This is a genomic window from Buchnera aphidicola (Mollitrichosiphum nigrofasciatum), from assembly GCF_039388045.1.
Lineage (GTDB): Bacteria > Pseudomonadota > Gammaproteobacteria > Enterobacterales > Enterobacteriaceae > Buchnera_K > Buchnera_K aphidicola_B.
The window spans coordinates 356,616-379,864 of record NZ_CP135015.1; the positions used below are offsets into that span (position 1 = coordinate 356,616).

A 23,249-nucleotide genomic window follows, 5' to 3' on the forward strand; every position below is an offset into this window, starting at 1 on the left:
TTACTCCAAATATTTATTTATTTTTACAAACTTTCAACATATAAGAAATTTTATTAATCATGCCACGTAAGGAATCTGTATCTTTTCTATATACAGTATGACCAATTTTACGCAATCCTAAACCTAATAAAGTTAATTTATGTTTATGTAATATTCCTATTTTACTTTTAATTTGTGTTATAGAAATTATATTATCCATATTATTTAATACCTAAAATATATTTAACAGATTTATTTCTTTTTTTAGCAATCATTTTTGGAGAATGAATTTTTTTTAAACCTTTAATAGTAGCACGAACTACATTAATAGGATTAGTTGAACCATAAGTTTTAGCTAAAATATCATGTATACCAGCAACTTCCAAAACCGCTCGCATTGCTCCTCCAGCAATAATCCCTGTGCCTTCTGAAGCAGGCTTCATAAAAATATTAGAACCAGTGTGAGAACTATATATCGCATATTGTATAGTTCTTTTATTTAAAGAAATATCTATCATATTACGACGCGCTTTTTCCATAGCTTTTTGAATAGCAGATGGTACTTCACGCGCTTTACCATAACCAAAACCTACTTTCCCTTTTCCATTTCCAACTACCGTTAACGCAGTAAAAGAAAATATTCTACCACCTTTAACAGTTTTTGATACTCTATTTACAGAAATAAGTTTTTCATTAAGATCATTTTTATATTTCTTGTTCATATTAATCATATTATTTTCCTTTTAAAAAATTAAACCAGCATCACGCGCAGCATTTGCTAACACTTCTATCCTACCATGATATTTAAAACCAGAACGATCAAAAGATACTTTTTTAACACCTTTATTTAAAGCTCTTTGTGCTATAATATTACCAATTAAAGCAGCAGCAGTCTTATTACCAGTATATTTTAAATTACCGATTATTTTTTTTTCTAAAGTAGAAGCACATACTATAACATTAAATTTTTCTGATATAATTTGCGCATAAATATGACGTGAAGTTCGATGTACCACTAAACGTGTTTTATTTAATTTTTTAAAATTTTGACGAATTTTAACAGCCCTGCGTAAACGTTTTTTTTTTTTATTTATAACAGCTTGATTCATATTATTTCTTCTTCGCCTCTTTAATACGAATGAATTCATCTTGATATCTAATACCTTTACCTTTATAGACTTCAGGAATACGATATGATCTTAAATCTGCTGCTACTTGACCTACCTTTTGTTTATCTACTCCTTTAATTAAAATTTCTGTAGGTTTTGTGTTTTCTATAAAAATATCATTTGGAAATTTATATGTAATAATATGTGAATAACCTAAAGATAAACTAATAACATTATTTATTATATTTATAACACGATAACCAACACCAACTAATTGCAATTTCCTTTCAAAACCAACAGTTAAACCTAAAATCATAGAAGCAACTAAAGATCGACACGTACCAGCCTGAGCCCATGAATTTGAATTATTTTTTTTAACATTAAATGTTAAATATTTATCTATATATTTTATATTAACATTTTTGTTAATATAATGCTTTAATGTTCTATTATTATGTTTAATAACTATTTTCTTCACAGATAATATTACTTCTACATCAGAAGGAACTAAAACAGGAAATTTAGCGATACGTGACATATTTTCTCCAATTAAGATATATTACAAATTATTTCTCCACCGATATTTAATTTACGTGCTGTTGCATCTGTCATAATACCTTTAGAAGTAGATAAAATCGATATCCCTAAACCTGAAATAACTTTCGGAATATTTTTAACATTTTTATACACTCTTAAACTAGGTCGACTAACACGTTTAATATCCTCAATTACCGGTAAACCTTTAAAATATTTTAAAGTAATATTCAAAATAGGTTTTAATGAATTTAATATTTTATAATCTTGTATATAACCTTCATTCTTTAAAACTTTACTAATAGCTACTTTTACTTTTGAAGAAGGTAAATCAACTGAAAATTTATTTGCACGTTGTGCATTACGTATTCTTGTTAACATATCAGAAATAGAATCTTGCATGCTCATTATATAAACTCCAATAAAAAAAAAATTACCAACTAGCTTTTGTTAAACCTGGAACTTCTCCACGCATAGCAGTTTCACGAAGTTTCATACGACTTAAACCAAATTTTCTTAAAAAACCATGCGGACGTCCAGTTTGCATACATCGATTTCTTTTACGAACTGGGCTAGAATCTCTTGGAAATGTTTGTAATTTTAACATAGCATTAAAACGGTCTAATTTAGAATATGAAATATTAGATATAATTTTTTTTAATTTTTTACGTTGCGTAAAAAATTTTAAAGTTAAATTACAACGACGAATTTCTCTAGCTTTTACAGATTGTTTAGCCATATATTAATTCTCATATTAAATTTTATTACGAAATGGAAAATTCAATAAAGATAATAATGCATATGCTTCTTTATCAGAATTTGTACTAGTAGTAATTGTTATATCCATTCCACGTAATTGATCAATTTTGTCATAATCAATTTCTGGAAAAATAATTTGCTCACGTATCCCTAAACTATAATTTCCCCTTCCATCAAAAGATTTAGAAAAAAAACCACGAAAATCACGTATACGAGGAATCGCAATAGTAATTAATTTATATAAAAAATTCCATTTTTTAAAACCCCTTAACGTAACTTTACAACCTATTTCATTTCCTTTTCTAATTTTAAAACCTGATATAGAAGATTTGGCTTTAGTAATAACAGGTTTTTGACCTGAAATCAAAGTTAAATCAGAAATTGCATGTTTTAATAATTTTTTATTAGTAATCGCCAAACCAACGCCCATATTTAACGTAATTTTTTCAATTTTAGGAACTTGCATAACAGAACCATAATTAAATTTACGCATTAATTTAGAAACAACTTTATTTTTATAATAAATATACAATATACTCATTACTTCACACCTACTTTTTTTCCATTAGATTTACAAAAACGAATTTTATGTTTTTTTTCAAATCGAAAACCAATACGATCAGATTTTTTCTTCAAAATATTTAAAATAGCAATATTAGAAATATCAATAGGAGCTTCTTTTTTAAATATTGAACCAGGAATATTTTGCGATGGAATAGGTTTTTGATGTTTAAAAACTAAATTTAAACCTTTTATAATAACTTTATTATTAGATAATATTTTATTAATTGTACCTATTTGACCTTTATTTTTTCCCGTTGTAATAATAATTTTATCATTATATTTAAATTTCATTGCCATCTTTTTATAACTCTCCTTTTACAGTACTTCAGGCGCTAATGAAATAATTTTCATAAATTTTTCTGTTCTTAATTCCCTTGTAACTGGACCAAAAATCCTTGTTCCAATAGGTTGATCAGTATTATTTAATATTACACAAGCGTTATTATCAAAACGTATAATAGAGCCATCAAAACGACGTATACCTTTTTTAGTACGAACAATTATCGCTTTTAAAACTTCACCTTTTTTAACTTTTCCTCTAGGAATGGCTTCCTTTACAGCAACCTTTATAACATCTCCAATTCCAGCATAACGTCTTTTTGATCCACCAAGAACTTTTATACACATAACAATTTTAGCACCAGAATTATCGGCAACATTTAATATAGTATGTTCTTGTATCATAATTAGCACTCAACAGTTCATTTTTATTATTAAAATTTGAAATATATTTATTAAATTTATGTAAAATAACAAAAAAATTAAATATATCAATTCATAAAATATTTATTAAAAAAATTTAAGTAATAACTTTTTTAATAATATGCGAAAAACACCAAGATTTAGTTTTAGATATTGGACGACAAGAATAAATCTCAACTAAATCACCTATAGAACAACTATTTTTTTCATCATGTATATGTAATTTAGTAGTACGTTTAATATATTTTCCATATATTGGATGTTTTACAAAACGTTTGATAGATATAGTAGCAGACTTATTCATTTTATTATTTACAATTAAACCTTGTAAAATTTTTTTTTTTTTATTCATATTATATTTTTTTTTCCGAAATAATAGTTTTAATTCTTGCAATATTACGGCGCACTTTTTTAAGTAAATGCGTTTGTTTTAATTTACCAGAACCTAGTTGCATACGTAAATTAAATTTTTCACGTAATATAGATAATAAATATAAATTTAAATCAACTATATTTTTTTTACGTAATTTTTTAATACTCATAATAACACCATTTTATTAACAAATGTCGTTTTAATAGGTAATTTATCAGAAGCTAATTTAAAAGCAATTCTGGATAATTCTTCAGACACACCATCCATTTCATATAATATTTTTCCTGGTTGCACTAAAGCAACCCAATATTCAACATTTCCTTTTCCTTTACCCATGCGTACTTCTAAAGGTTTTTGAGTAATAGGTTTATCAGGAAAAACACGAATCCAAATTTTACCTATTCTTTTAATAGAACGGGTAATAACTCTTCTAGCTGATTCAATTTGCCTAGCTGTTAAACGACCTCGAGTAACCGCTCTTAAACCAAAAGAACCGAAATTTATATTATCATCAACAACCAAACCACGATTACGTCCTTTATGCATTTTACGAAATTTGGTACGTTTAGGTTGTAACATAAAAACCCCTATTTATTTTCTAATATATTTATTATATTTTCTATTTTGATTAAATTTATAATCTTTTCTTTCAATAACACCCATTCCACCAAGAATTTCACCTTTAAAAATCCAAACTTTAATTCCTATTAAACCAAATGTAGTATGCGCCTCTGCAGTATTATATTCAATATTAGCTCTAAAAGTATGTAAAGGAACTCTTCCTTCTCTATACCATTCAGTACGAGCGATTTCAACACCACCTAAACGCCCACTAACTGCAATTTTAATACCTTTCGCACCTTGTCTCATAGCATTTTGTACTGCTCTTTTCATAACTCTACGAAACATAATACGACGCTCTAATTGCATTTTAATATTATCAGCAACTAATTTAGCATCTAATTCTGGTTTTCTTATTTCAGAAATATTAACTTGTGCAGGTACACCAGAAATAACAGATATTAAAGAACGTAATTTTTCGACATCTTCTCCTTTTTTACCTATTACAATACCCGGTCTAGCGGTATGTATTGTCACCCGAATCGTTTTTGATGGCCTTTCAATAACAATTTTAGAAACTGCTGCTTTAAATAATTTTTTTATTAAAAACTTCCTAACTTTATAATCTCCATATAAATTATTTGCAAAATCTTTTCCATTAGAAAACCAAATTGAATCCCAAGATTTTATCACACCTAAACGTATACCGTTCGGATGAACTTTTTGACCCATCGCGCGTACTCCAATTATTATTTATGAGCAACTATAATAGTTACATGACTAGTACGTTTTAAAATTCTATCCGCTCTTCCTTTAGCACGAGGCATCATCCTTTTTATAGTTGGACCTTCATTAACAAAAATTTTACTAATTATTAACTTATTAAAATCAGATCCATGATTATGCTCAGCATTAGCTATAGCTGAATGTAATAATTTTTTAATCAAGCATGCAGCTTTTTTTTTACTAAAACATAACATATTTAATGCATAAGAAACTTTTTTTCCACGAATTAAATTTACAACTAAACGTAATTTTTGCGGTGAAGATGGAGCTTTTATATATTTAGCTATAGTTTCTGTCATAAAATAACCTTATTTTTTTTCTGTAGTTTTTTTAATCTTTCTATCTGCTGAATGATTTTTAAAAGTTCGTGTAATTGAAAATTCACCTAACTTATGCCCAACCATTTCTTCTGTAATAAAAATAGGTATATGTTTCCTACCATTATGAACAGCAATAGTTAAACCAATCATATTCGGAAAGATAGTTGATCTTCGTGACCAAGTGCGTAAAACTTTTTTATCATTATTTTTTATAGCTTTTTCAACTTTTTTAAATAAACTAATATCAATAAATGGCCCTTTTTTTAAAGATCTTGGCATATATAATAATCCTTATAATTTATTTAGTACGATGACGTATAATAAATTTTTCAGTTCTTTTATTATTTCTCGTTTTTTTACCCTTAGTTTGTACTCCCCAAGGACTAACTGGATGTTTTCCAAAATTTCTACCTTCTCCACCTCCATGAGGGTGATCAACAGGGTTCATAGCTGTACCACGTACTGTAGGTCTAATACCTCTCCAACGAGAAGCCCCTGCTTTACCTAAAACTTTCAACATATGTTCTGAATTTCCAACTTCACCAATAGTAGCTCGACAAATAGATAAAATTTTACGCATTTCCCCAGAACGCAAACGTAAAGAAACATAACGATTATCTTTTGCAATCATTTGAGCATAACTACCTGCTGAACGAACTAATTGACCGCCTTTACCAGGTTTTAATTCAATATTATGTAATATTGTACCAATTGGTATATAAAACATAGGTAAAGTGTTACCAATATTAATACTTGATTTTTTACCAGAAACAACTATATCACCTATTTTAATTCCTTTGGGAGCAAGGATATAATTTCTTAAACCATCTTTATATAAAATTAATGCTATATGAGCAGATCTATTTGGATCATATTCTATTCTCTCAATAGTTGCAGGGATATTGTCTTTAATACGTTTAAAATCTATTTTTCTAAAAACTTTTTTATGTCCACCACCAATATGTCTAGTTGTAATTCTTCCAATATTATTTCTACCACCACTTTTATTTTTTTTAAACAATAACTTTTTGAAAGGTTTTCCAGTATATAAAAAAGCGTGTTTAACTTTTACAACATGTCTCCTTCCTGGAGAAGTTGGTTTGCAATTTATAATAGTCATTCTTATCTTTATCCTCTAACTTAACATTTACTCCTGATTATTTATTATATTTAAATTATGTCCAGGATATAAAGAAATATAAGCTTTTTTCCAATTTTTACGAAATGTAACATCTTTTCCACTTTTTTTTTTCTTTCCTTTGACTAGAACAATATTTATATTTTTAACTTTTACATTAAATATTTGTTGAACTGCTTTTTTTATTTCTATTTTTTTAGCATTCATTACAACTTTTAAAACTAAAGTATTTAATTTTTCAATTAAAACAGTAGACTTTTCTGAAATATGTGGTGATAATAAAATTTCTAAAGAACGATGACTAACATTAATCATATTAACATATCCTCTATTTTTCTAATTGCTTCAAGTGTTATAATAACTTTTTCACAATTAATTAAGTTGATAATGTTTATATAATTAACAGAACAAACATGTACTTTATATAAATTTTTAGAAGCTAATAATAAATTTTTATTCAAATTTAATGTTAAAATTACTGCACTTTTAACATATAAAAATCTTAATTTCTCAACTAAAAATTTAGTTTTCGGTAAATTAATAGAAAAATCATGAAAAATACTTAAACGATCTTGTCTAATTAACTCAGAAAAAACAACTTTTAAAGCTCCGCGATACATTTTCTTATTTATTTTTTTATTATATTTTTTTGGTTTTGTCGCAAATGTTACACCACCAGAACGCCATATAGGGCTTCTTATAGAACCAGCTCTAGCTCTACCTGTACCTTTTTGACGCCAAGGTTTCTTACCTGAACCAGACACTTCAGCACGATTTTTTTGCGCTTTAGTGCCTTTTCTAATATTCATCATATATGCAACAAGTACTTGATGTAATAAAGCTTGATTAAACTTAAAATCAAAAACTGAATCTGAAACAGAAATATGTTCTTTTTTATCTTTTACAGTTAATTGCATTTATTTACCTCTAGAAATTTTAACAGCTGGTTTTACAATAATTCTAGAACCTTTAAAACCTGGAACAGACCCTTTTACTAAAAGTAAATTTTTAGAAAAATCTATTTGTATTATATTTAAATTTTGAATAGTTACACGTTTATTTCCTAAATGACCAGCCATTTTTTTTCCTTTAAAAACTCTTCCTGGAGTTTGATTTTGACCAATAGAACCTGGTGCACGATGTGATAATGAATTACCATGTGTTGCATCTTGCATACTAAAATTCCATCTTTTAACTGTACCAGAAAAACCTTTACCTTTCGATATTCCTGTAATATCTACTTTTTTAATTTTATCAAAAATATTTATAGTAATTTTTAAGCCTAATGAATATAAATTAATATCTTTGCATCTAAATTCCCACAAACCTATACCAGGTCTTATTCCTGATTTTTTAAAATGACCAATTTCAGGTTTTTTTAACTTATTTAATTTTTTAAATCCTGTGGTTAATTGAATAGAATTATAACCTTCTTTATCAATTGTTTTAATTTGCGTAACATAATGATCTTCAATAAAAATAACTGTAACTGGATTCGATATTCCATTTTCTGCAAAAATACGCGTCATTCCTAATTTTTTACCAACTAAACCTATCATTTTAATCACCCCCTTTATAAATAATAAATAAAATGTTTTCTCAATCTAGACTAATTTGTACATCAACACCTGCAGCTAAATCCAAACGCATTAAAGCATCAACAGTTTTTTCAGTAGGTTGTACAATATCAATTAATCTTTTATGAGTGCGAATTTCATATTGATCTCTAGCATCTTTATTTACATGAGGGGATACTAAAATAGTAAATCGTTCTTTACGAGTTGGTAAAGGAATCGGTCCATTGACTTTAGCTCCAGTTCTTTTAGCTGTTGCCACTATTTCTGTTGTAGATTGATCAATTAAACGATGATCAAATGCTTTTAAACGAATACGAATTCTTTGGTTCTGCATTATATCAGAACTCCAATTATATAAAAAAAAACTTTAATATCTTTTAATATATTTAAAAGATAGTAAAGTATTATTAAAATAAAATTTACATTTATATAACATAATAATTTAATTTATTATATTAATTATTTTTAAAAAATCAATAAATTATAAATATTTAAAAAACAATTTATTAAAAATAAAATTTTAAAAATTAAAATTCTCTAATAATAAAAAAGAAAAGAACAAACTCTTTCTAAAAAATTAGTTTATTACTTTAGTAACAATTCCAGCTCCCACAGTTTTACCCCCTTCTCTAATTGCAAAACGCACACCATTATCCATAGCAATAGGGTTAATTAAAGTAACTGACATTTTTACATTATCTCCAGGCATAACCATTTCCACACCTTTTGGTATTTCGATAGATCCTGTAACATCCGTAGTTCTAAAATAAAATTGCGGACGATAACCTTTAAAAAACGGTGTATGACGACCACCTTCTTCTTTAGATAATACGTATACTTCTGCTTCAAATTGTACATGAGGTAAAATAGTTCCAGGTTTTGATAAAACTTGCCCTCTTTCTATATCTTCACGTTTAATTCCTCTCAATAAAACACCAACATTTTCCCCTGCTCTTCCTTCATCTAATAATTTACGAAACATTTCAACACCAGTACAAGTAGTTTTGATAGTTTTTTTAATACCAACAATTTCTACTTCTTCTCCGACTTTAATAATTCCTCGTTCTACACGTCCAGTAACAACAGTCCCTCGTCCAGAAATAGAAAAAACATCTTCAATAGGTAATAAGAAAGGTTCTGAAATAGCTCTTTTAGGTTCAGGTATATATGTATCTAAAGCATTTGCTAAATCTAAAATTTTATTTTTCCATTCTTGCACGCCATCTAAAGCTTTTAAAGCAGATCCTCTTATAATAGGAGTATCATCTCCAGGAAAGTCATATTGCGTTAATAAATCTCTAACTTCCATTTCTACTAATTCTAATAATTCTTCATCATCTACCATATCACATTTATTTAAAAAAACAACAATATGCGGAACACCAACTTGACGCGCTAATAAGATATGTTCACGAGTTTGAGGCATAGGACCATCAGTTGCAGCTACTACTAAAACTGCACCGTCCATTTGAGCAGCACCAGTAATCATATTTTTAATATAATCTGCATGACCAGGGCAATCAACATGTGCATAATGTCTAACTGCTGTATCATATTCAACATGAGATGTATTGATTGTAATACCACGCGCTTTTTCTTCAGGAGCATTATCTATTTGTTCAAAAGCACGAGCTACCCCTCCATATTTTTCTGATAATACATTAGTTATAGCTGCAGTTAAAGTAGTTTTTCCATGATCCACGTGACCAATAGTTCCAACATTTATATGTAATTTAGAACGTTGAAATTTTTCTTTAGACATAATTTTAATCCTTAAATATTAAAAACATATTTAAATAAAAAGAATAACTCATATTTTAAAATTTTATTACAAAAATATTTTATTTTAAAATATTTTTTGCAATTATTTCAGGTATAATAGAATACTTTATAAATTCCATAGAATAGGAGGCTCTTCCTTGTGTTTTAGATCTCAAATCAGTAGCATAACCAAACATTTCCGATAATGGAATATTAGCATAAACTATTTTGCTAAATAAATTTTCATCAGTATTCATACCTTCAATAATCCCTCTACGACGATTTATATCTCCAATAACATCTCCCATATATTGCTCTGGTGTTTCAATTTCAACTTTCATTATAGGTTCTAATAAAACTGGATTAGCTTTTTTAAAAGCATTTTTAAAAGCAATGGAAGCAGCCATTTTAAAAGCTAATTCAGATGAATCTACATCATGATATGAACCATCATATAAACGTACACCAACATTAACCACAGGATAACCAGCTAAAGGACCAGATTTTAATTGTTCTTGTATTCCTTTATCAATAGCTGTTATATATTCCGAAGGTATAACTCCACCTTTAATATCATTAGTAAAAATATAATTTTTATCATTTTTGTTTAAAGGATATAAATCAATAACAACATGACCATATTGTCCTCGACCTCCAGATTGTTTAATATATTTTCCTTCAACATTATTTACTACATTTTTAATAGTTTCGCGATATGCTACTTGAGGTTTACCAACATTTGCATCAACATAAAATTCACGTTTCATACGATCAATAATAATTTCTAAGTGCAATTCACCCATTCCAGCAATTATAGTTTGATTAGATTCTTTATCAGTCCAAACACGAAACGAAGGATCTTCACGTGCTAATTTGCCTAGAGCAAAACCCATCTTTTCTTGATCAATTTTAGTTTTCGGTTCTACAGAAATAGAAATAACAGGTTCTGGAAAATCCATGCGTTCTAAAATAATAGGATTAACTAAATTACACAAAGTATCTCCAGTAGTAACATTTTTTAATCCAATTGCAGCAGCAATATCTCCCGCACGAACTTCTTTTATTTCTTCACGTTTATTAGCATGCATTTGAACTATACGACCAAAACGTTCTTTTTGTAATTTTGTAGAATTTAATACAGTATCGCCAGATTTTACAACACCAGAATAAACTCTAAAAAATGTTAAATTACCTACAAATGGATCTGAAGAAATTTTAAAAGCTAAAGCAGAAAAATAATCTTCATCACTTGCATTACGTGTTATTAATTTTGAACTATTTAAATTTTCAACACCAGATATAGATTTTACATCTAGTGGAGATGGTAAATATTCAATTACAGCATCTAATACTGCTTGAACACCTTTATTTTTAAAAGCAGAGCCACAAGTTATTAAAATTATTTCATTATTTAAAGCTCTTTTTCTTAAAGCTGATTTCACTTCTAAATTAGATAATTGTTCGCCATTAAAATATTTCTCCATTAAACATTCATCATTTTCTGCAGCTATTTCAAGTAAATTTTGATTCCATTTTTTAGATAATTCGAGATATTCAACAGGAATACTTTTATATTTAAAAGTTAAACCTTGATCACTTTCATTCCAATGAATAGCTTTCATTTTAATTAAGTCAATGATACCTACAAAATTATCTTCTAAACCTATAGGTAATTGAATAGGTACAGGATTTGCACCTAAACGATCTTTCATTTGTTGAATAACTTTAAAAAAATTTGCTCCAGTACGATCCATTTTATTTATAAATGCAATTCTGGGAATTTTATATTTATTAGCTTGCCTCCAAACTGTTTCTGATTGCGGTTGTACACCACCTACTGCACAATAAACCATCACTACTCCATCTAAAACACGCATTGAACGTTCAACTTCTATAGTGAAATCAACATGACCAGGAGTATCAATTATATTAATTCTGTGAGGATTAAATTGACCAGCCATTCCAGACCAAAAAGCTGTAGTAGCTGCAGAAGTAATTGTAATACCTCTTTCCTGTTCTTGCTCCATCCAATCCATAGTAGCTGCACCATCATGTACTTCACCAATTTTATGATTAATTCCAGTATAAAATAAAATACGTTCTGTAGTAGTTGTTTTACCTGCATCAATATGTGCACTAATACCAATATTTCTATAATCTTGTATAGGTGTTATTCTTGTCATAATAATTCTCATAATCACATATTAATTAAATTGTTTAAAATGCTTAATTAAAAACATTTTACCAACGATAATGTGCAAAAGCTTTATTTGCTTCAGCCATTTTATGTACTTCTTCTCTTTTACGAACTGCGTTACCTTTATTTTCTATAGCATCAGACAACTCATTACTTAAACGTAAAACCATAGAATTATCTAATCTTTTACGTGCAGAAGAAATAATCCATCTCATAGCTAAAGTATTTCTTCTTACAGGGCGAACTTCAATAGGTACTTGATATGTAGAACCACCTACTCTACGAGATTTCACTTCCACTGTAGGACGGACATTTTCTAATGCTAAATTAAAAATTTCAATTTCCGTTTTATTAAATTTTTTAGATACAATTGATAAAGCTGAATAAATAATGTTTTCTGCTACAGTTTTTTTTCCATTAACCATTAATACATTAATAAATTTCGCTAAAATATCAGAAGAAAATTTAGGATCCGGTAGAATTTTACGTACATTTACTATTCTTCGCCTAGACATACAAAACTCCTTAAAATATTTAAATATTCAAAATATTTAAAATATTTTAAATATTTAAAATATTTATAAAATAATATACTTAAACAAAATAATTATTTTTTAATTCTTTTGACACCATATTTAGAGCGACTTTTAGTGCGTTTTTTCACACCAGCGCAATCTAATGCACCACGTATAACATGATATCTAACACCAGGTAGATCTTTTACACGACCACCACGTATTAAAATAACTGAATGTTCTTGCAAATTATGTCCTTCACCACCAATATAAGAAGTAACTTCAAACCCATTAGTTAAACGTACTCTGCAAACTTTTCTTAATGCAGAATTTGGTTTTTTAGGAGTAGTAGTATAAACACGTATGCATACTCCTCTTTTTTGAGGACAATTATTTAAAGCAGGGACATTTGTTTTAGACAACTTTCTTAATCTCTTTTTTCTTACTAATTGATTTACCGTAGACATATGATTTTCTCATATATTAAAAATTAATGATATAATAAAAAGAAAAAAAAATCACCAATTCATTTGTAATTTATTTTTTACTGTTAAGTTAACAAATTTAGAATAATTCACAACTTTAAACATAGAAGATATATATTTTAAAACACCGCGAGATAATACATCTTCTTTTAAAACATACAGTTTTTTTGTTCTAATTAATATTTCATTTAAAAAAATGCTATTTCGCAAGGCAATAAAGATACCATCTTGAATAGCAATAAAACTATCTGTATGATTTATCATACTTATTAAAATTTTAATATCTCTTTTATAAGGAGAATTAGTTAATATATGTAACAATTTTAACCTTAAAAATTTAAAATATAATCATAAGATGTTAATTTTTCTTTTAAAAAAACTGTATTTAATATTATAACAGGTATTACAAAATTAACATTAGAATTTAAACCACGCTTTTGCATAGAATCTAAACAATAATAAATATTATTTATATCATATAAAGATAAAATTTTAAATGCTGCTACATAATTTTTCAATAAAATATATTTAGATTTTTGATTATCAATTAATTGAAATACACCATCATCAATAAAAAATAAACTTATTTCTCTGGTACAATTAGAAATAGATAAAATAGCATCTAATCCTTCTCTTCCAATACTAGAACCATGTGGCGCATATGAAAAAACAAATGCTATAGATTTATTCATACTAAAATTGTATACACCTATCACATTTTTGTAAAGATTCACCTAATTTAATTAAACTTGTTAATTTAAAACAATGATGCAAATTACCAATAAATTTTTTATATTGAACATTATTTGTAATATTTTTCACTACACCTCTACGCATTGCTGCACTAAAACAAACATTTAAAGAAATATTATATATATTATTTAAATTAATCCATCCATTAACTATATTAAATTCATCATTTGCAGGATTAATCATAAAATTTGCATTTAAAACACCATCACAATAAAAAAATATACTATCTAATTTATGATGTAATTTTAAAACAGATTTAGCAAATAAAAAACCCGTATAAGCATTTTGAGTTCCGTATGGTGGTCCATTAATTAAAATTAAATATCTCATAAACTATAAATTAAATAATAAAATTATTATAAATATTTTAACATATTGTTAATATATAAAATAATAAATAAAAAAAATACAACAAAACAATCCAATTATAATACAAATATTTTAAAAAAAGTTATTATTTAAATATTTAAATAAATATATATTATATATTTTTAAAAAAATAAATTAAATAATAAAATAAAAAATTAGTAAATTATATAACATAAGGTTAAAAATGAAAAAAAAAAATGATATTAAATTAACTTTAATAAGTTTTCTTTCTTATTCTTTTATTGGGTCATTAGTTGTAATAACTGGTATTGTTATGAATCAAATAGCAAAATCTTTTAATTATCCAATAACAAAAATAAGTATGATATTTACTTTTTTAAATTTAGGAATTTTAATAGGAATTATTATAAATTCCTGGATAATAAAAAAAGTAAGTATAAAAAAACAAATAATATTAAGTTTTTTATTACTAATAAATTCTACTATATTATTATTTATATGTAAAAACATAATAATATTTTCAGCAATAATATTTATTTATGGTTTAGTAAGTGGTTTAACTATGTCAATAGGTACATTTTTAATAACCGTAAAATATATTGAAAAAGAAAGAACACCAATGTTATTACTTACTGATTCATTTTTTAGTATCTCAGGGACCATATTTCCTTTAATAAGTGCATACATATTAAAAAAAGAATTTTCATGGCATTATATATATATGATAATTAGTGTTATTTATATGATAATATTTTTAATTACATTAAATACTACATTCCCATTATATGTTGTACATAAAAAAAATGAAATTAAAAAAAAAAAATATAAAAAAACCACAATTATATTATATTTTATAGCATTTCTATATATATTAGGTCAATTAACTTTTATATCTTGGATTCCAATTTATGTTAATAAATATATAAATTTAAATATTATACAATCTGGAAATATAATTAGTGAATTTTGGACTTCATATATGATTGGAATGTGGTTTTTTAGTATAATAATAAAATTTTTTAATTTTAAAAAATTAATCGCAAATTTGATGTTAATTTCTACTATATTAATATATCTTTTTAATCATACTTATCATTATCAATTACTACAATATATAATTATAACATTAGGATTTTTTTCAAGTGCAATTTACAGTAGTATTGTAACACTAGCATCACTAGAAATGAACCCACCTTCGCAAAAAATAATAAATTTTACATTAATTTCTGGAACAATAGGTACATTATTAACATTTTTAATAAGCTCTCCTATAGTTAAAATATATGATGAAAAATATGCATTATATATGGCTAATATAATATATTTTATTGTTTTAAATTTATTTATTATGTTTATATATTTTAAAAAAAAAAAATGAATTATTTTTTAAAACCAATAGCACGATATAATTTACACAAATTTTTATTAGCAATATTTTGAGCTTTTTTTGAACCTTGACTTAATATTTCTTGCAAATAAAATTTGTCCGATCTATATATCCAATATTTTTTTTGTAATTCATATATAATATTTACAATAATATTTGCTAACTTATTTTTAAAAAAACTATAACTTTTATTTAAAAATTTTCGTTCCAAATATTCAATATCTTTATTTATTAATGATGAAAATAATACAAGTAAATTCGATATTCCTGGTTTTTTTTGAATATCATATATAATACGAGGAGGATTTTCTGAATCAGTAACAGATTTTTTTATTTTATTTACAATACTAACGATGTTTTCAAGTAAAAATATAACATTTTGTTGATTTGAATCTGATTTAGACATTTTTTTTAATGGTTCTAATAATGCCATAACTTTAGAACCATATTGTAATATAAAAGGATCTGGTTTAGTAAAAACAGGTCCATAAATTTTATTAAAACGTTGCACTATTGTTCTAGTTAATTCTAAATGTTGAATTTGATCTAAACCTACTGGAACTATATTGCTATTATATAAAAGAATATCCGAAGTCATTAATAACGGATAAGTAAATAAACCAACATTCTTTTTAAAACCTATATTTACTTTACTTTTAAACTGAGTCATACGCATTAATTCTGTAAAATTAGTATAACAATTTAAAATCCAATTTAATTGAGTGTGTTCATGTACATCAGATTGTAAAAAAATAATATTTTCTTCTGGATCGATACCTGAAGCTAATAATATCGATAAAATATCCAAAACAGATTTATATATTAAACTACAATCACCAAATTTTCCATTAGTTAAAGCATGTAAATCCGCAATACAATATATACATTTATAATGTTTTTGTAATTCAACCCAATTTTTTATTACACCAATATAATTACCAATAGTTAATTGCCCTGAGGGTTGAATAGCGCTAAATACAATTAATTCATTTTTTTTCATAACTTATATTCCATATAAAAATGTATAAATATATGTACAAATTAAATATAATTAATTATTTTACTAACTTTATCTAATTTTTTTCGTATACTTGTAATTACAGAAATATAATCAAGACTATTAAAAATAGCAGAACCAACAACTAAAATATCAGCACCAGCTAAAGCAATATCGGCAATATTATGTAATTTAATTCCACCATCTACTTCCAATAATATTTTATATGAACTATTTTGTATTTTTTTTTTTACATATTTTAATTTATCAAAAGTAGAAGATATGAAACACTGTCCTCCAAAACCAGGATTAACAGACATTAAAACAATTAAATCCAATTTATCTAAAATATAATCAAGACAATTTATAGAAGTATTTGGATTTAATACAACACCAGATTTACAACCACAATCTCTTATATTTTGTAATGTGATACTTAAATTATTTGTAGATTCAGGATGAACAGTTATAAAATTAGCACCAGCTTTAGCAAATTTAGGAATTAAAGATTCTACTGGTTTAGTCATAAGATGCACATCAACAGGAGCTGTTATATTATATTTACGTAATGATTTTAAAACCATTGGCCCTATAGTTAAATTTGGAACATAATGATTATCCATAACATCAAAATGTATTATATCCGCTCCAGCAGATAAAACTTGTTTTATATCCTCACCTAAACATGCGAAATTAGCAGATAGAATTGATGGAGCGATTAAAAATTGCTTCATTATTTTTTTCCGAAAATTGTTAAAACATTTAAATTATAATATATAAAATACATATTATATTTCTAAATAATTTTATTTTTTAAATATAAAATATATTTTATAATTATGAATATTTAAATCAAATATAAAAAATAAACAATATCAAATCATTAATTAAATAATCCAATTAATTATATTAATTAAATAAATTAAAAATAATTAAATATTATTTTAAAAAAAATATTTCACAATATTAAATAATTAATTATTTAAAAAATAATCTAACATTTCTCAATTGCTGAACAAATAACTTGTTTATTAATATTTTTAAATATTTTTGCTTTTCCTATAGAAATTGGTAAAATAAATGTAATATTTCCATCAATATTTTTTTTATCACGTTCTATATAGGAATAATATGATGAAATATTCATATTTTTAGAGTTTTTAATTGGTAAACCAGTGTGTTGAAGTATATTTTGTATTCTAAGAACTTGATCATGTTTTAAATATCCTAAAATTTCTGAAATATGCGTTGCAATCATCATACCAATAGAAATTGCTTCGCCATGTAAAATATTATTATATCCTAAATGTGTTTCAATTGCATGACCAAAAGTATGACCAAAATTTAATAAAGCGCGATTTCCAAAATCATACTCATCTTCAATAATAATTTTCTTTTTTAATTTACAACATTTAGTAATACAATATAATAAAGACTTTTTATCTAATTTTAAAATATTATCTATGTTATTTTCTAACCAACAAAAAAATTCATAATCAAAAATAATTGCATATTTTATTACTTCCGATAAACCTGCAATTAATTGCTTCTTAGGTAAAGTATTTAATGTATTTACATCAATTAATACAGAAACAGGTTGCCAAAAAGAACCAATCATATTTTTACCTAAAACATGATTTACTCCAGTTTTGCCTCCTATAGAAGCATCAACCTGTGATAATAATGTAGTAGGAATTTGAATGAAATTTACACCTCTTTGGTATATAGAAGCAATAAATCCAGTCAAATCCCCTATAACACCTCCACCTAAAGCAATTAATATTGTATCTCTAGTATGATTGGCATGCAATAAACTAGTAATTATCGAATTTACCATATTTAAATTTTTGTATTTTTCACCATCTTTAATAACTATTGTACTAACTTTAATTCCTGATTTTGTCAAATAATCATAAACAATATTTTTCCATAAAGGATCAATATTTTCATTTGTTATTAAAACAGATTTTTTTCCAACCTTTAAAGGATAAAAAATATTTTCTTTCTTAAAAATATCAAAACCAATATTAATAGGGTAATTTTTATTAGTTAAATTTATATTTACTATATTCACAAATTTTACCTTTTTATTAAATATTTTAAAAATAAATTATATCTGTTCTAATAGTCGCAAAATTTTAAATACAACAGATTTAATACTATATTTATCAGTACTTAATGTTATATCTGCAATTTGTTTATACAAAGGGCCTCTTAAATTTTTTAATTTTTCTAATACAGTTTTTACAGAAGAGGTTTTAACTTGTAACAAAGGTCTTTTTTTATCTTTTTGCGTTCTTAAAATTTGTTTATCAATTGTTGTTTTTAAATATATTACTACACCTCGAGAAGATAAAAAATTACGAATTTTACAAGATAGGATTGAACCACCTCCTGTAGCTAAAATAATACCTTTTCTTTGCGTTAATTCATCTATAATTTTTTTTTCACGTTTTCGAAAACCTTTTTCCCCTTCTAAATCAAAAACCCAACTAATATCTGCACCAGTTCTTTTTTCTATTTCAGAATCTGAGTCAAAAAATTCCATATGTAATTGCTTCGATAACTGTTTCCCAATAGTACTTTTTCCAGCACCCATGGGACCAACTAAAAAAATATTTCGTTTTTCTACCATTTTATATTTTAAACATAATTAAATTAATAGAAACCCAGTAAAAAAAAATACTGGAATAAAATAATTTGTAAAAATAAAATTTATAATAAATTTTACACTATATAAATTTTATTATAACTTATAATTTTAAAATAAATATTTTAAATATATATATTTTTTTAAAAAAAATAAATATAAATTTAATATATTAATATAATTTATAAAAAAAAAAATTTAAAAATATAATATATTAATTTAAATTAATAAATGTTTGATAAAATATTTTAATATTTGTTTTTATTATAATATATAATTAATAAATAATATGCAAATATTAAATATTTGGTGAGGTGCCCGAGCGGCTTAAGGGGCATGCCTGGAAAGCATGTATATAGAAATGTATCAAGGGTTCGAATCCCTTTCTCACCAAAAAAAAATATTATTATAAAATAATTGTTTCTAAAGCTAATTCAATCATATCATTACATAATAGAATTCTATCATTAACAGATACTTTTTTATTTTTATAAATATGATCTGTAACAGTACAAATTGATAAAGCTTTAATTTTTAATTCTAATGCAAGGCTATATAAAGCAACAGTTTCCATTTCTATAGCTAATATATTAAATTTTTGCATTAAATTAAAAACTTTACGATTAGGTTCATAAAAAAAATCACTAGTAAAAAAATTACCAAAACGGACTTTTAAACCCATTTTTTTTGATATTTTTTTTGCTTTATATAATAAATTAAAATTAGCTATAGCTGATAAATCATAATTTTTAAAACGCAATCTATTAATTTTAGAGTTAGTGCATGCACCTATACTAATTAGTATATCATGCAAATTAATATCATTATCAATAACACCGCATGTACCAATACGAATAATCTTTTTAACATTAAAGTATTTAATTAATTCTTGCACATATAGCATGCAAGAAGGAATACCTATACCATGACTCATTATAGAAATTTTTTTATTTTTATACATACCTGTATAACCTAACATAGAACGCACGTTAGTAATTTGAACAGAATTTTTAAAATATTTTTCTGCTATATATTTAACTCTCAAAGGATCACCTGCAATAAGCACTCTTTTAGAAAAATCTTTTAATTTCGCATTAATATGCAAGGTAGTCATAATTAAACCAGTTATATTGTATAATTAATAAAATAATAATTATAACAACATATTTTTCCCATACTTCATATAAGATAAAGAAAAATATTTTGCTATAGTTTGCGCAACATCCGAAAAAGTATATCTATAACCTAAACATCGAGCAATTCTATTATGTTGATATAATAATATAGGAACATTTTCTCGAGTATGATCTGTGCCTGGCCAAGTGGGATCACAACCATGATCCGCAGTAATAATTAGTATATCATTTTTATTCATTAATGTTAAAATTTCTGGCAATCTTTTATCGAAATATTCTAAACCTTTAGCATAACCTATAACATCTCTTCTATGTCCCCAAACAGAATCAAAATCAACAAAATTAGTAAAAATAATACTATCAAATTTTGAAAATAATTTATCTTTCATAACATTTAAAGTAGTATTAAACAAATTTTCTAAATTTGAAACTTTGTATGAATGTGTAATACCAACATTGCAAAATATTTCTGCAATTTTACCTATAGCAACAACTAAACCTTTTTTTTCAGTAATTAATTTTTCTAAAACAGTAACTCCATAAGGAGGTAATGAAAAATCAAATCTATTCTTTGTTCTTAAAAAATCCCCTTTATTATTTTTAATAAAAGGACGAATAATTACTCTAGCAATTTTATATTTACTGTAATTTAAAATTTTGCGAATTTTTAAACCTAATAAATATAAATTTTTTAAACCAAAAGTATCTTCATCACAAGCAATTTGTAAAACTGAATCGCTAGAGGTATAAATAATAGGTTTTTGTGTGAAAATATGTTCTTGACCTAATTTTTTTAAAATTTCAGTACCAGAAGCATGACAATTACCCAACCATCCAGAAATATTTGTTTTTAAAATAATTTGATTTAACAAATCTTCAGGAAAACTATTTACACATTTTTTAAAATAATTCCATTTAAAAAAAACAGGTAAACCAGTAATCTCCCAATGTCCTGTTAATGTATCTTTCCCATAAGATATAGGATTAAGGCAACCATAACTAGCTATTAAATGTTCAGTATTTATATAACAACCTAAAGGATAAACACCTGTAGATAATTTTGCAGCATGTGAAATTCCTAATTTAATTAAATTTGGTATATTTAAATTTTTATAATTTAAATCAATATAACTTCTAGAAAACATAAAATTAGCAATATTACCTAAAGTATCGGAACCTTTATCATTAAATTTATAAGAATCTAAACTTGATCCTATACCTAAAGAATCTAAAACTAAAATAATCACACGTTTCATTATAATACACTTAATTTTATATTAAATAAAAATAAATAAAATATTTTATTAATTAAAAAAATCATAAGAATGTTTTCCAATTTGATGTTTTGTAATATCATGTACACCTTTTATTTCTGTAAAAAATGCAATTATTTTATTTTCAACTAATTTTTTTAAAGTTCCTTCAATCATAGAACAACCATTACAACCACCACTAAATTTAACTAAAGCAAAACCTTCTTTAGTTATTTCAACTAAAGTCACTTTTCCTTTATGTAATAATAATTTTGGATTTATTTCTGAATCTAAAAAATAAGTAACTCTATCATTTAAAGACTTGTAATTTTTATTTAAAGGCAATTTTAAAAAAGGAGCATTTATAGTTAATTGAACTCCTAAATCATTATTTTTAATATCTATCATTGTTTCTTGTAAATATAACATTTCATTTTCATTAACATAAATATGAAAAGAATTATATTTTATAATATTATCATTATCTGAAACATCATTTTTAGAACAATATGCGATACCACATTCTGCTTCTGTTGTACCAATATTAGTTATAAATACACGTATATTAGTGTTAGGTTTTTGTTTAGATAATAACTTATCAAAATGTTTTTGAGCTAATTTAGAAACATTAATCATATAATTTAACCATAATAATTTTATTAATATGTGAGTGAATTTTTCTGAAAAAATTATAATTACTTTAAATACAAAATATTTTAATAATTTGTAATATTACGCCCCACTTTAGGGGCTTGATATCAAATATAATTAAAAAGGTATATCTTCATCAAATTCTTCATCTAAAATATTATTTTTATTTTCCTTTAAAGATTCTTTTTTACTTTTTTTAGTAAATATTTTATTAATTTTATCTATATCTTCATTAGAATTAGATTTACTTAATGTAGAAGAATTAATATTAGAATGTCTATTTCCTAACATTTGCATAGTTCCACCAATATTAACTATTACTTCAGTAGTATATCTATCAATATCATTTTGATCTTTCCATTTACGAGTATGTAACGAACCTTCTATGTATATTTGCGAACCTTTTTTTAAATATTCTCCAGCAATTTCTGCAATTTTTCCAAATAAAACAATACGATGCCATTCAGTTTTTTCTTTCATTTCACCAGTATTTTTATCTTTCCATGTATCTGAAGTTGCTAAAGCAATGTTTACCACAGCATTCCCATTAGGCATATAACGCACTTCCGGGTCTTGACCAAGATTACCAATTAATATAACTTTATTTATTCCTCTACTAGCCATTATATGCTCTCTTACTAATTTTAAAAAATAATAAATATACAAATCTAACGATATGCAAATATTTAAATTTTCAATACAATTTTATAAATATATAAATACATGATACCA

Annotated in this window: 36 protein-coding genes and 1 tRNA gene; 2 read left to right on the plus strand and 35 right to left on the minus strand. The window is 25.0% G+C overall.

Annotated features, from left to right (window positions below; all coding sequences use genetic code 11):
- Positions 1–13: 13 nt before the first annotated feature.
- From rpmD to tusD, 27 genes are all read right to left on the minus strand, one after another.
- Positions 14–199: a 50S ribosomal protein L30 gene (rpmD, locus tag RJT30_RS01675; RefSeq protein WP_343190247.1), complete on the minus strand. Its 186-nt coding sequence runs from the start codon at positions 197–199 to the stop codon at positions 14–16.
- A 1-nt stretch (position 200) separates the two neighbouring features.
- Entirely contained in the window at positions 201–710 is a 510-nt protein-coding gene (gene rpsE / locus RJT30_RS01680; RefSeq protein ID WP_343190248.1) for a 30S ribosomal protein S5, read from the minus strand.
- Positions 711–722: 12 nt separating this feature from the next.
- Positions 723–1,088, minus strand: a complete 366-nt coding sequence (rplR, locus tag RJT30_RS01685) for a 50S ribosomal protein L18 (RefSeq protein ID WP_343190249.1) — start codon at positions 1,086–1,088, stop codon at positions 723–725.
- 1 nt (position 1,089) lies between these two features.
- Positions 1,090–1,626 (minus strand): 50S ribosomal protein L6, encoded by a 537-nt coding sequence (gene rplF, locus RJT30_RS01690; protein ID WP_343190250.1) that lies wholly within the window; start codon positions 1,624–1,626, stop codon positions 1,090–1,092.
- An 11-nt stretch (positions 1,627–1,637) separates the two neighbouring features.
- The gene (gene rpsH, locus RJT30_RS01695; RefSeq protein WP_343190251.1) at positions 1,638–2,030 is read right to left on the minus strand and encodes a 30S ribosomal protein S8; all 393 of its coding nucleotides are present in this window, start codon (positions 2,028–2,030) and stop codon (positions 1,638–1,640) included.
- Positions 2,031–2,055: 25 nt separating this feature from the next.
- A complete protein-coding gene (gene rpsN / locus RJT30_RS01700; RefSeq protein ID WP_343190252.1) occupies positions 2,056–2,361 on the minus strand; it encodes a 30S ribosomal protein S14 in 306 nt (101 codons plus the stop codon).
- Positions 2,362–2,376: 15 nt separating this feature from the next.
- The gene (rplE, locus tag RJT30_RS01705; RefSeq protein WP_343190253.1) at positions 2,377–2,922 is read right to left on the minus strand and encodes a 50S ribosomal protein L5; all 546 of its coding nucleotides are present in this window, start codon (positions 2,920–2,922) and stop codon (positions 2,377–2,379) included.
- On the minus strand, positions 2,922–3,242 hold the full coding sequence (gene rplX, locus RJT30_RS01710; protein WP_343190254.1) for a 50S ribosomal protein L24: 321 nt from the start codon (positions 3,240–3,242) through the stop codon (positions 2,922–2,924). Before rplX ends, rplE begins: the two co-directional genes overlap by 1 nt.
- An 18-nt stretch (positions 3,243–3,260) precedes the next feature.
- The gene (rplN, locus tag RJT30_RS01715; RefSeq protein WP_343190255.1) at positions 3,261–3,629 is read right to left on the minus strand and encodes a 50S ribosomal protein L14; all 369 of its coding nucleotides are present in this window, start codon (positions 3,627–3,629) and stop codon (positions 3,261–3,263) included.
- Between the two features lie 115 nt (positions 3,630–3,744).
- On the minus strand, positions 3,745–3,999 hold the full coding sequence (gene rpsQ / locus RJT30_RS01720) for a 30S ribosomal protein S17 (RefSeq protein ID WP_343190256.1): 255 nt from the start codon (positions 3,997–3,999) through the stop codon (positions 3,745–3,747).
- A gap of 1 nt (position 4,000) precedes the next feature.
- Positions 4,001–4,189 carry a 50S ribosomal protein L29 gene (gene rpmC, locus RJT30_RS01725; RefSeq protein ID WP_343190257.1) on the minus strand — a complete coding sequence of 63 codons (189 nt, stop codon included), beginning with the start codon at positions 4,187–4,189 and terminating at the stop codon, positions 4,001–4,003.
- Entirely contained in the window at positions 4,186–4,599 is a 414-nt protein-coding gene (gene rplP / locus RJT30_RS01730; RefSeq protein ID WP_343190258.1) for a 50S ribosomal protein L16, read from the minus strand. The genes rpmC and rplP overlap by 4 nt, the downstream gene beginning before the upstream one ends.
- Positions 4,600–4,611: 12 nt before the next feature.
- Positions 4,612–5,313: a 30S ribosomal protein S3 gene (rpsC, locus tag RJT30_RS01735; protein ID WP_343190259.1), complete on the minus strand. Its 702-nt coding sequence runs from the start codon at positions 5,311–5,313 to the stop codon at positions 4,612–4,614.
- Positions 5,314–5,330: 17 nt separating this feature from the next.
- Positions 5,331–5,666 (minus strand): 50S ribosomal protein L22, encoded by a 336-nt coding sequence (gene rplV / locus RJT30_RS01740; RefSeq protein WP_343190260.1) that lies wholly within the window; start codon positions 5,664–5,666, stop codon positions 5,331–5,333.
- 9 nt (positions 5,667–5,675) lie between these two features.
- Positions 5,676–5,966 (minus strand): 30S ribosomal protein S19, encoded by a 291-nt coding sequence (rpsS, locus tag RJT30_RS01745; protein ID WP_343190261.1) that lies wholly within the window; start codon positions 5,964–5,966, stop codon positions 5,676–5,678.
- Between the two features lie 19 nt (positions 5,967–5,985).
- Complete coding sequence (rplB, locus tag RJT30_RS01750) at positions 5,986–6,807, minus strand: 50S ribosomal protein L2 (RefSeq protein WP_343190262.1); 822 nt, start codon at positions 6,805–6,807, stop codon at positions 5,986–5,988.
- Between the two features lie 27 nt (positions 6,808–6,834).
- Positions 6,835–7,140 (minus strand): 50S ribosomal protein L23, encoded by a 306-nt coding sequence (rplW, locus tag RJT30_RS01755; protein ID WP_343190263.1) that lies wholly within the window; start codon positions 7,138–7,140, stop codon positions 6,835–6,837.
- Positions 7,137–7,742 (minus strand): 50S ribosomal protein L4, encoded by a 606-nt coding sequence (gene rplD / locus RJT30_RS01760; protein WP_343190264.1) that lies wholly within the window; start codon positions 7,740–7,742, stop codon positions 7,137–7,139. Before rplD ends, rplW begins: the two co-directional genes overlap by 4 nt.
- Positions 7,743–8,384 carry a 50S ribosomal protein L3 gene (gene rplC / locus RJT30_RS01765; RefSeq protein WP_343190496.1) on the minus strand — a complete coding sequence of 214 codons (642 nt, stop codon included), beginning with the start codon at positions 8,382–8,384 and terminating at the stop codon, positions 7,743–7,745.
- 40 nt (positions 8,385–8,424) lie between these two features.
- Entirely contained in the window at positions 8,425–8,736 is a 312-nt protein-coding gene (gene rpsJ / locus RJT30_RS01770) for a 30S ribosomal protein S10 (protein WP_343190265.1), read from the minus strand.
- Positions 8,737–8,979: 243 nt separating this feature from the next.
- Complete coding sequence (gene tuf / locus RJT30_RS01775) at positions 8,980–10,164, minus strand: elongation factor Tu (RefSeq protein WP_343190266.1); 1,185 nt, start codon at positions 10,162–10,164, stop codon at positions 8,980–8,982.
- Positions 10,165–10,243: 79 nt separating this feature from the next.
- Entirely contained in the window at positions 10,244–12,346 is a 2,103-nt protein-coding gene (fusA, locus tag RJT30_RS01780) for an elongation factor G (RefSeq protein WP_343190267.1), read from the minus strand.
- Between the two features lie 58 nt (positions 12,347–12,404).
- Complete coding sequence (rpsG, locus tag RJT30_RS01785; RefSeq protein ID WP_343190268.1) at positions 12,405–12,875, minus strand: 30S ribosomal protein S7; 471 nt, start codon at positions 12,873–12,875, stop codon at positions 12,405–12,407.
- Positions 12,876–12,967: 92 nt separating this feature from the next.
- Positions 12,968–13,342, minus strand: a complete 375-nt coding sequence (gene rpsL / locus RJT30_RS01790; protein WP_343190269.1) for a 30S ribosomal protein S12 — start codon at positions 13,340–13,342, stop codon at positions 12,968–12,970.
- Positions 13,343–13,393: 51 nt separating this feature from the next.
- Positions 13,394–13,681 (minus strand): sulfurtransferase complex subunit TusB, encoded by a 288-nt coding sequence (gene tusB, locus RJT30_RS01795; protein ID WP_343190270.1) that lies wholly within the window; start codon positions 13,679–13,681, stop codon positions 13,394–13,396.
- Positions 13,682–13,689: 8 nt separating this feature from the next.
- Complete coding sequence (tusC, locus tag RJT30_RS01800) at positions 13,690–14,052, minus strand: sulfurtransferase complex subunit TusC (protein WP_343190271.1); 363 nt, start codon at positions 14,050–14,052, stop codon at positions 13,690–13,692.
- 1 nt (position 14,053) lies between these two features.
- Entirely contained in the window at positions 14,054–14,443 is a 390-nt protein-coding gene (tusD, locus tag RJT30_RS01805; RefSeq protein WP_343190272.1) for a sulfurtransferase complex subunit TusD, read from the minus strand.
- A gap of 223 nt (positions 14,444–14,666) precedes the next feature.
- Between tusD and tsgA the strand changes: the two genes are divergently transcribed.
- On the plus strand, positions 14,667–15,821 hold the full coding sequence (tsgA, locus tag RJT30_RS01810) for an MFS transporter TsgA (protein ID WP_343190273.1): 1,155 nt from the start codon (positions 14,667–14,669) through the stop codon (positions 15,819–15,821).
- 1 nt (position 15,822) lies between these two features.
- Here tsgA and trpS read toward each other — a convergent pair whose 3' ends face one another.
- The 4 genes from trpS to aroK form a co-directional block, all read right to left on the minus strand.
- Positions 15,823–16,830: a tryptophan--tRNA ligase gene (trpS, locus tag RJT30_RS01815; protein WP_343190274.1), complete on the minus strand. Its 1,008-nt coding sequence runs from the start codon at positions 16,828–16,830 to the stop codon at positions 15,823–15,825.
- 41 nt (positions 16,831–16,871) lie between these two features.
- The gene (gene rpe, locus RJT30_RS01820) at positions 16,872–17,561 is read right to left on the minus strand and encodes a ribulose-phosphate 3-epimerase (RefSeq protein ID WP_343190275.1); all 690 of its coding nucleotides are present in this window, start codon (positions 17,559–17,561) and stop codon (positions 16,872–16,874) included.
- Positions 17,562–17,821: 260 nt separating this feature from the next.
- Positions 17,822–18,901: a 3-dehydroquinate synthase gene (aroB, locus tag RJT30_RS01825; protein ID WP_343190276.1), complete on the minus strand. Its 1,080-nt coding sequence runs from the start codon at positions 18,899–18,901 to the stop codon at positions 17,822–17,824.
- 36 nt (positions 18,902–18,937) lie between these two features.
- Positions 18,938–19,462: a shikimate kinase AroK gene (gene aroK / locus RJT30_RS01830; RefSeq protein ID WP_343190277.1), complete on the minus strand. Its 525-nt coding sequence runs from the start codon at positions 19,460–19,462 to the stop codon at positions 18,938–18,940.
- 323 nt (positions 19,463–19,785) lie between these two features.
- Here aroK and RJT30_RS01835 point away from each other — a divergent pair.
- Positions 19,786–19,870: transfer RNA gene (locus tag RJT30_RS01835), tRNA-Ser, on the plus strand.
- A 13-nt stretch (positions 19,871–19,883) separates the two neighbouring features.
- Here the strand turns inward: RJT30_RS01835 and deoD are convergent.
- From deoD to ssb, 4 genes are all read right to left on the minus strand, one after another.
- Positions 19,884–20,591: a purine-nucleoside phosphorylase gene (gene deoD, locus RJT30_RS01840; protein WP_343190278.1), complete on the minus strand. Its 708-nt coding sequence runs from the start codon at positions 20,589–20,591 to the stop codon at positions 19,884–19,886.
- Between the two features lie 39 nt (positions 20,592–20,630).
- Positions 20,631–21,869, minus strand: a complete 1,239-nt coding sequence (locus RJT30_RS01845; protein ID WP_343190279.1) for a phosphopentomutase — start codon at positions 21,867–21,869, stop codon at positions 20,631–20,633.
- Between the two features lie 48 nt (positions 21,870–21,917).
- On the minus strand, positions 21,918–22,502 hold the full coding sequence (locus RJT30_RS01850; protein ID WP_343190280.1) for a NifU family protein: 585 nt from the start codon (positions 22,500–22,502) through the stop codon (positions 21,918–21,920).
- A 132-nt stretch (positions 22,503–22,634) separates the two neighbouring features.
- Positions 22,635–23,141 (minus strand): single-stranded DNA-binding protein, encoded by a 507-nt coding sequence (ssb, locus tag RJT30_RS01855; protein ID WP_343190281.1) that lies wholly within the window; start codon positions 23,139–23,141, stop codon positions 22,635–22,637.
- Positions 23,142–23,249 lie beyond the last annotated feature (108 nt).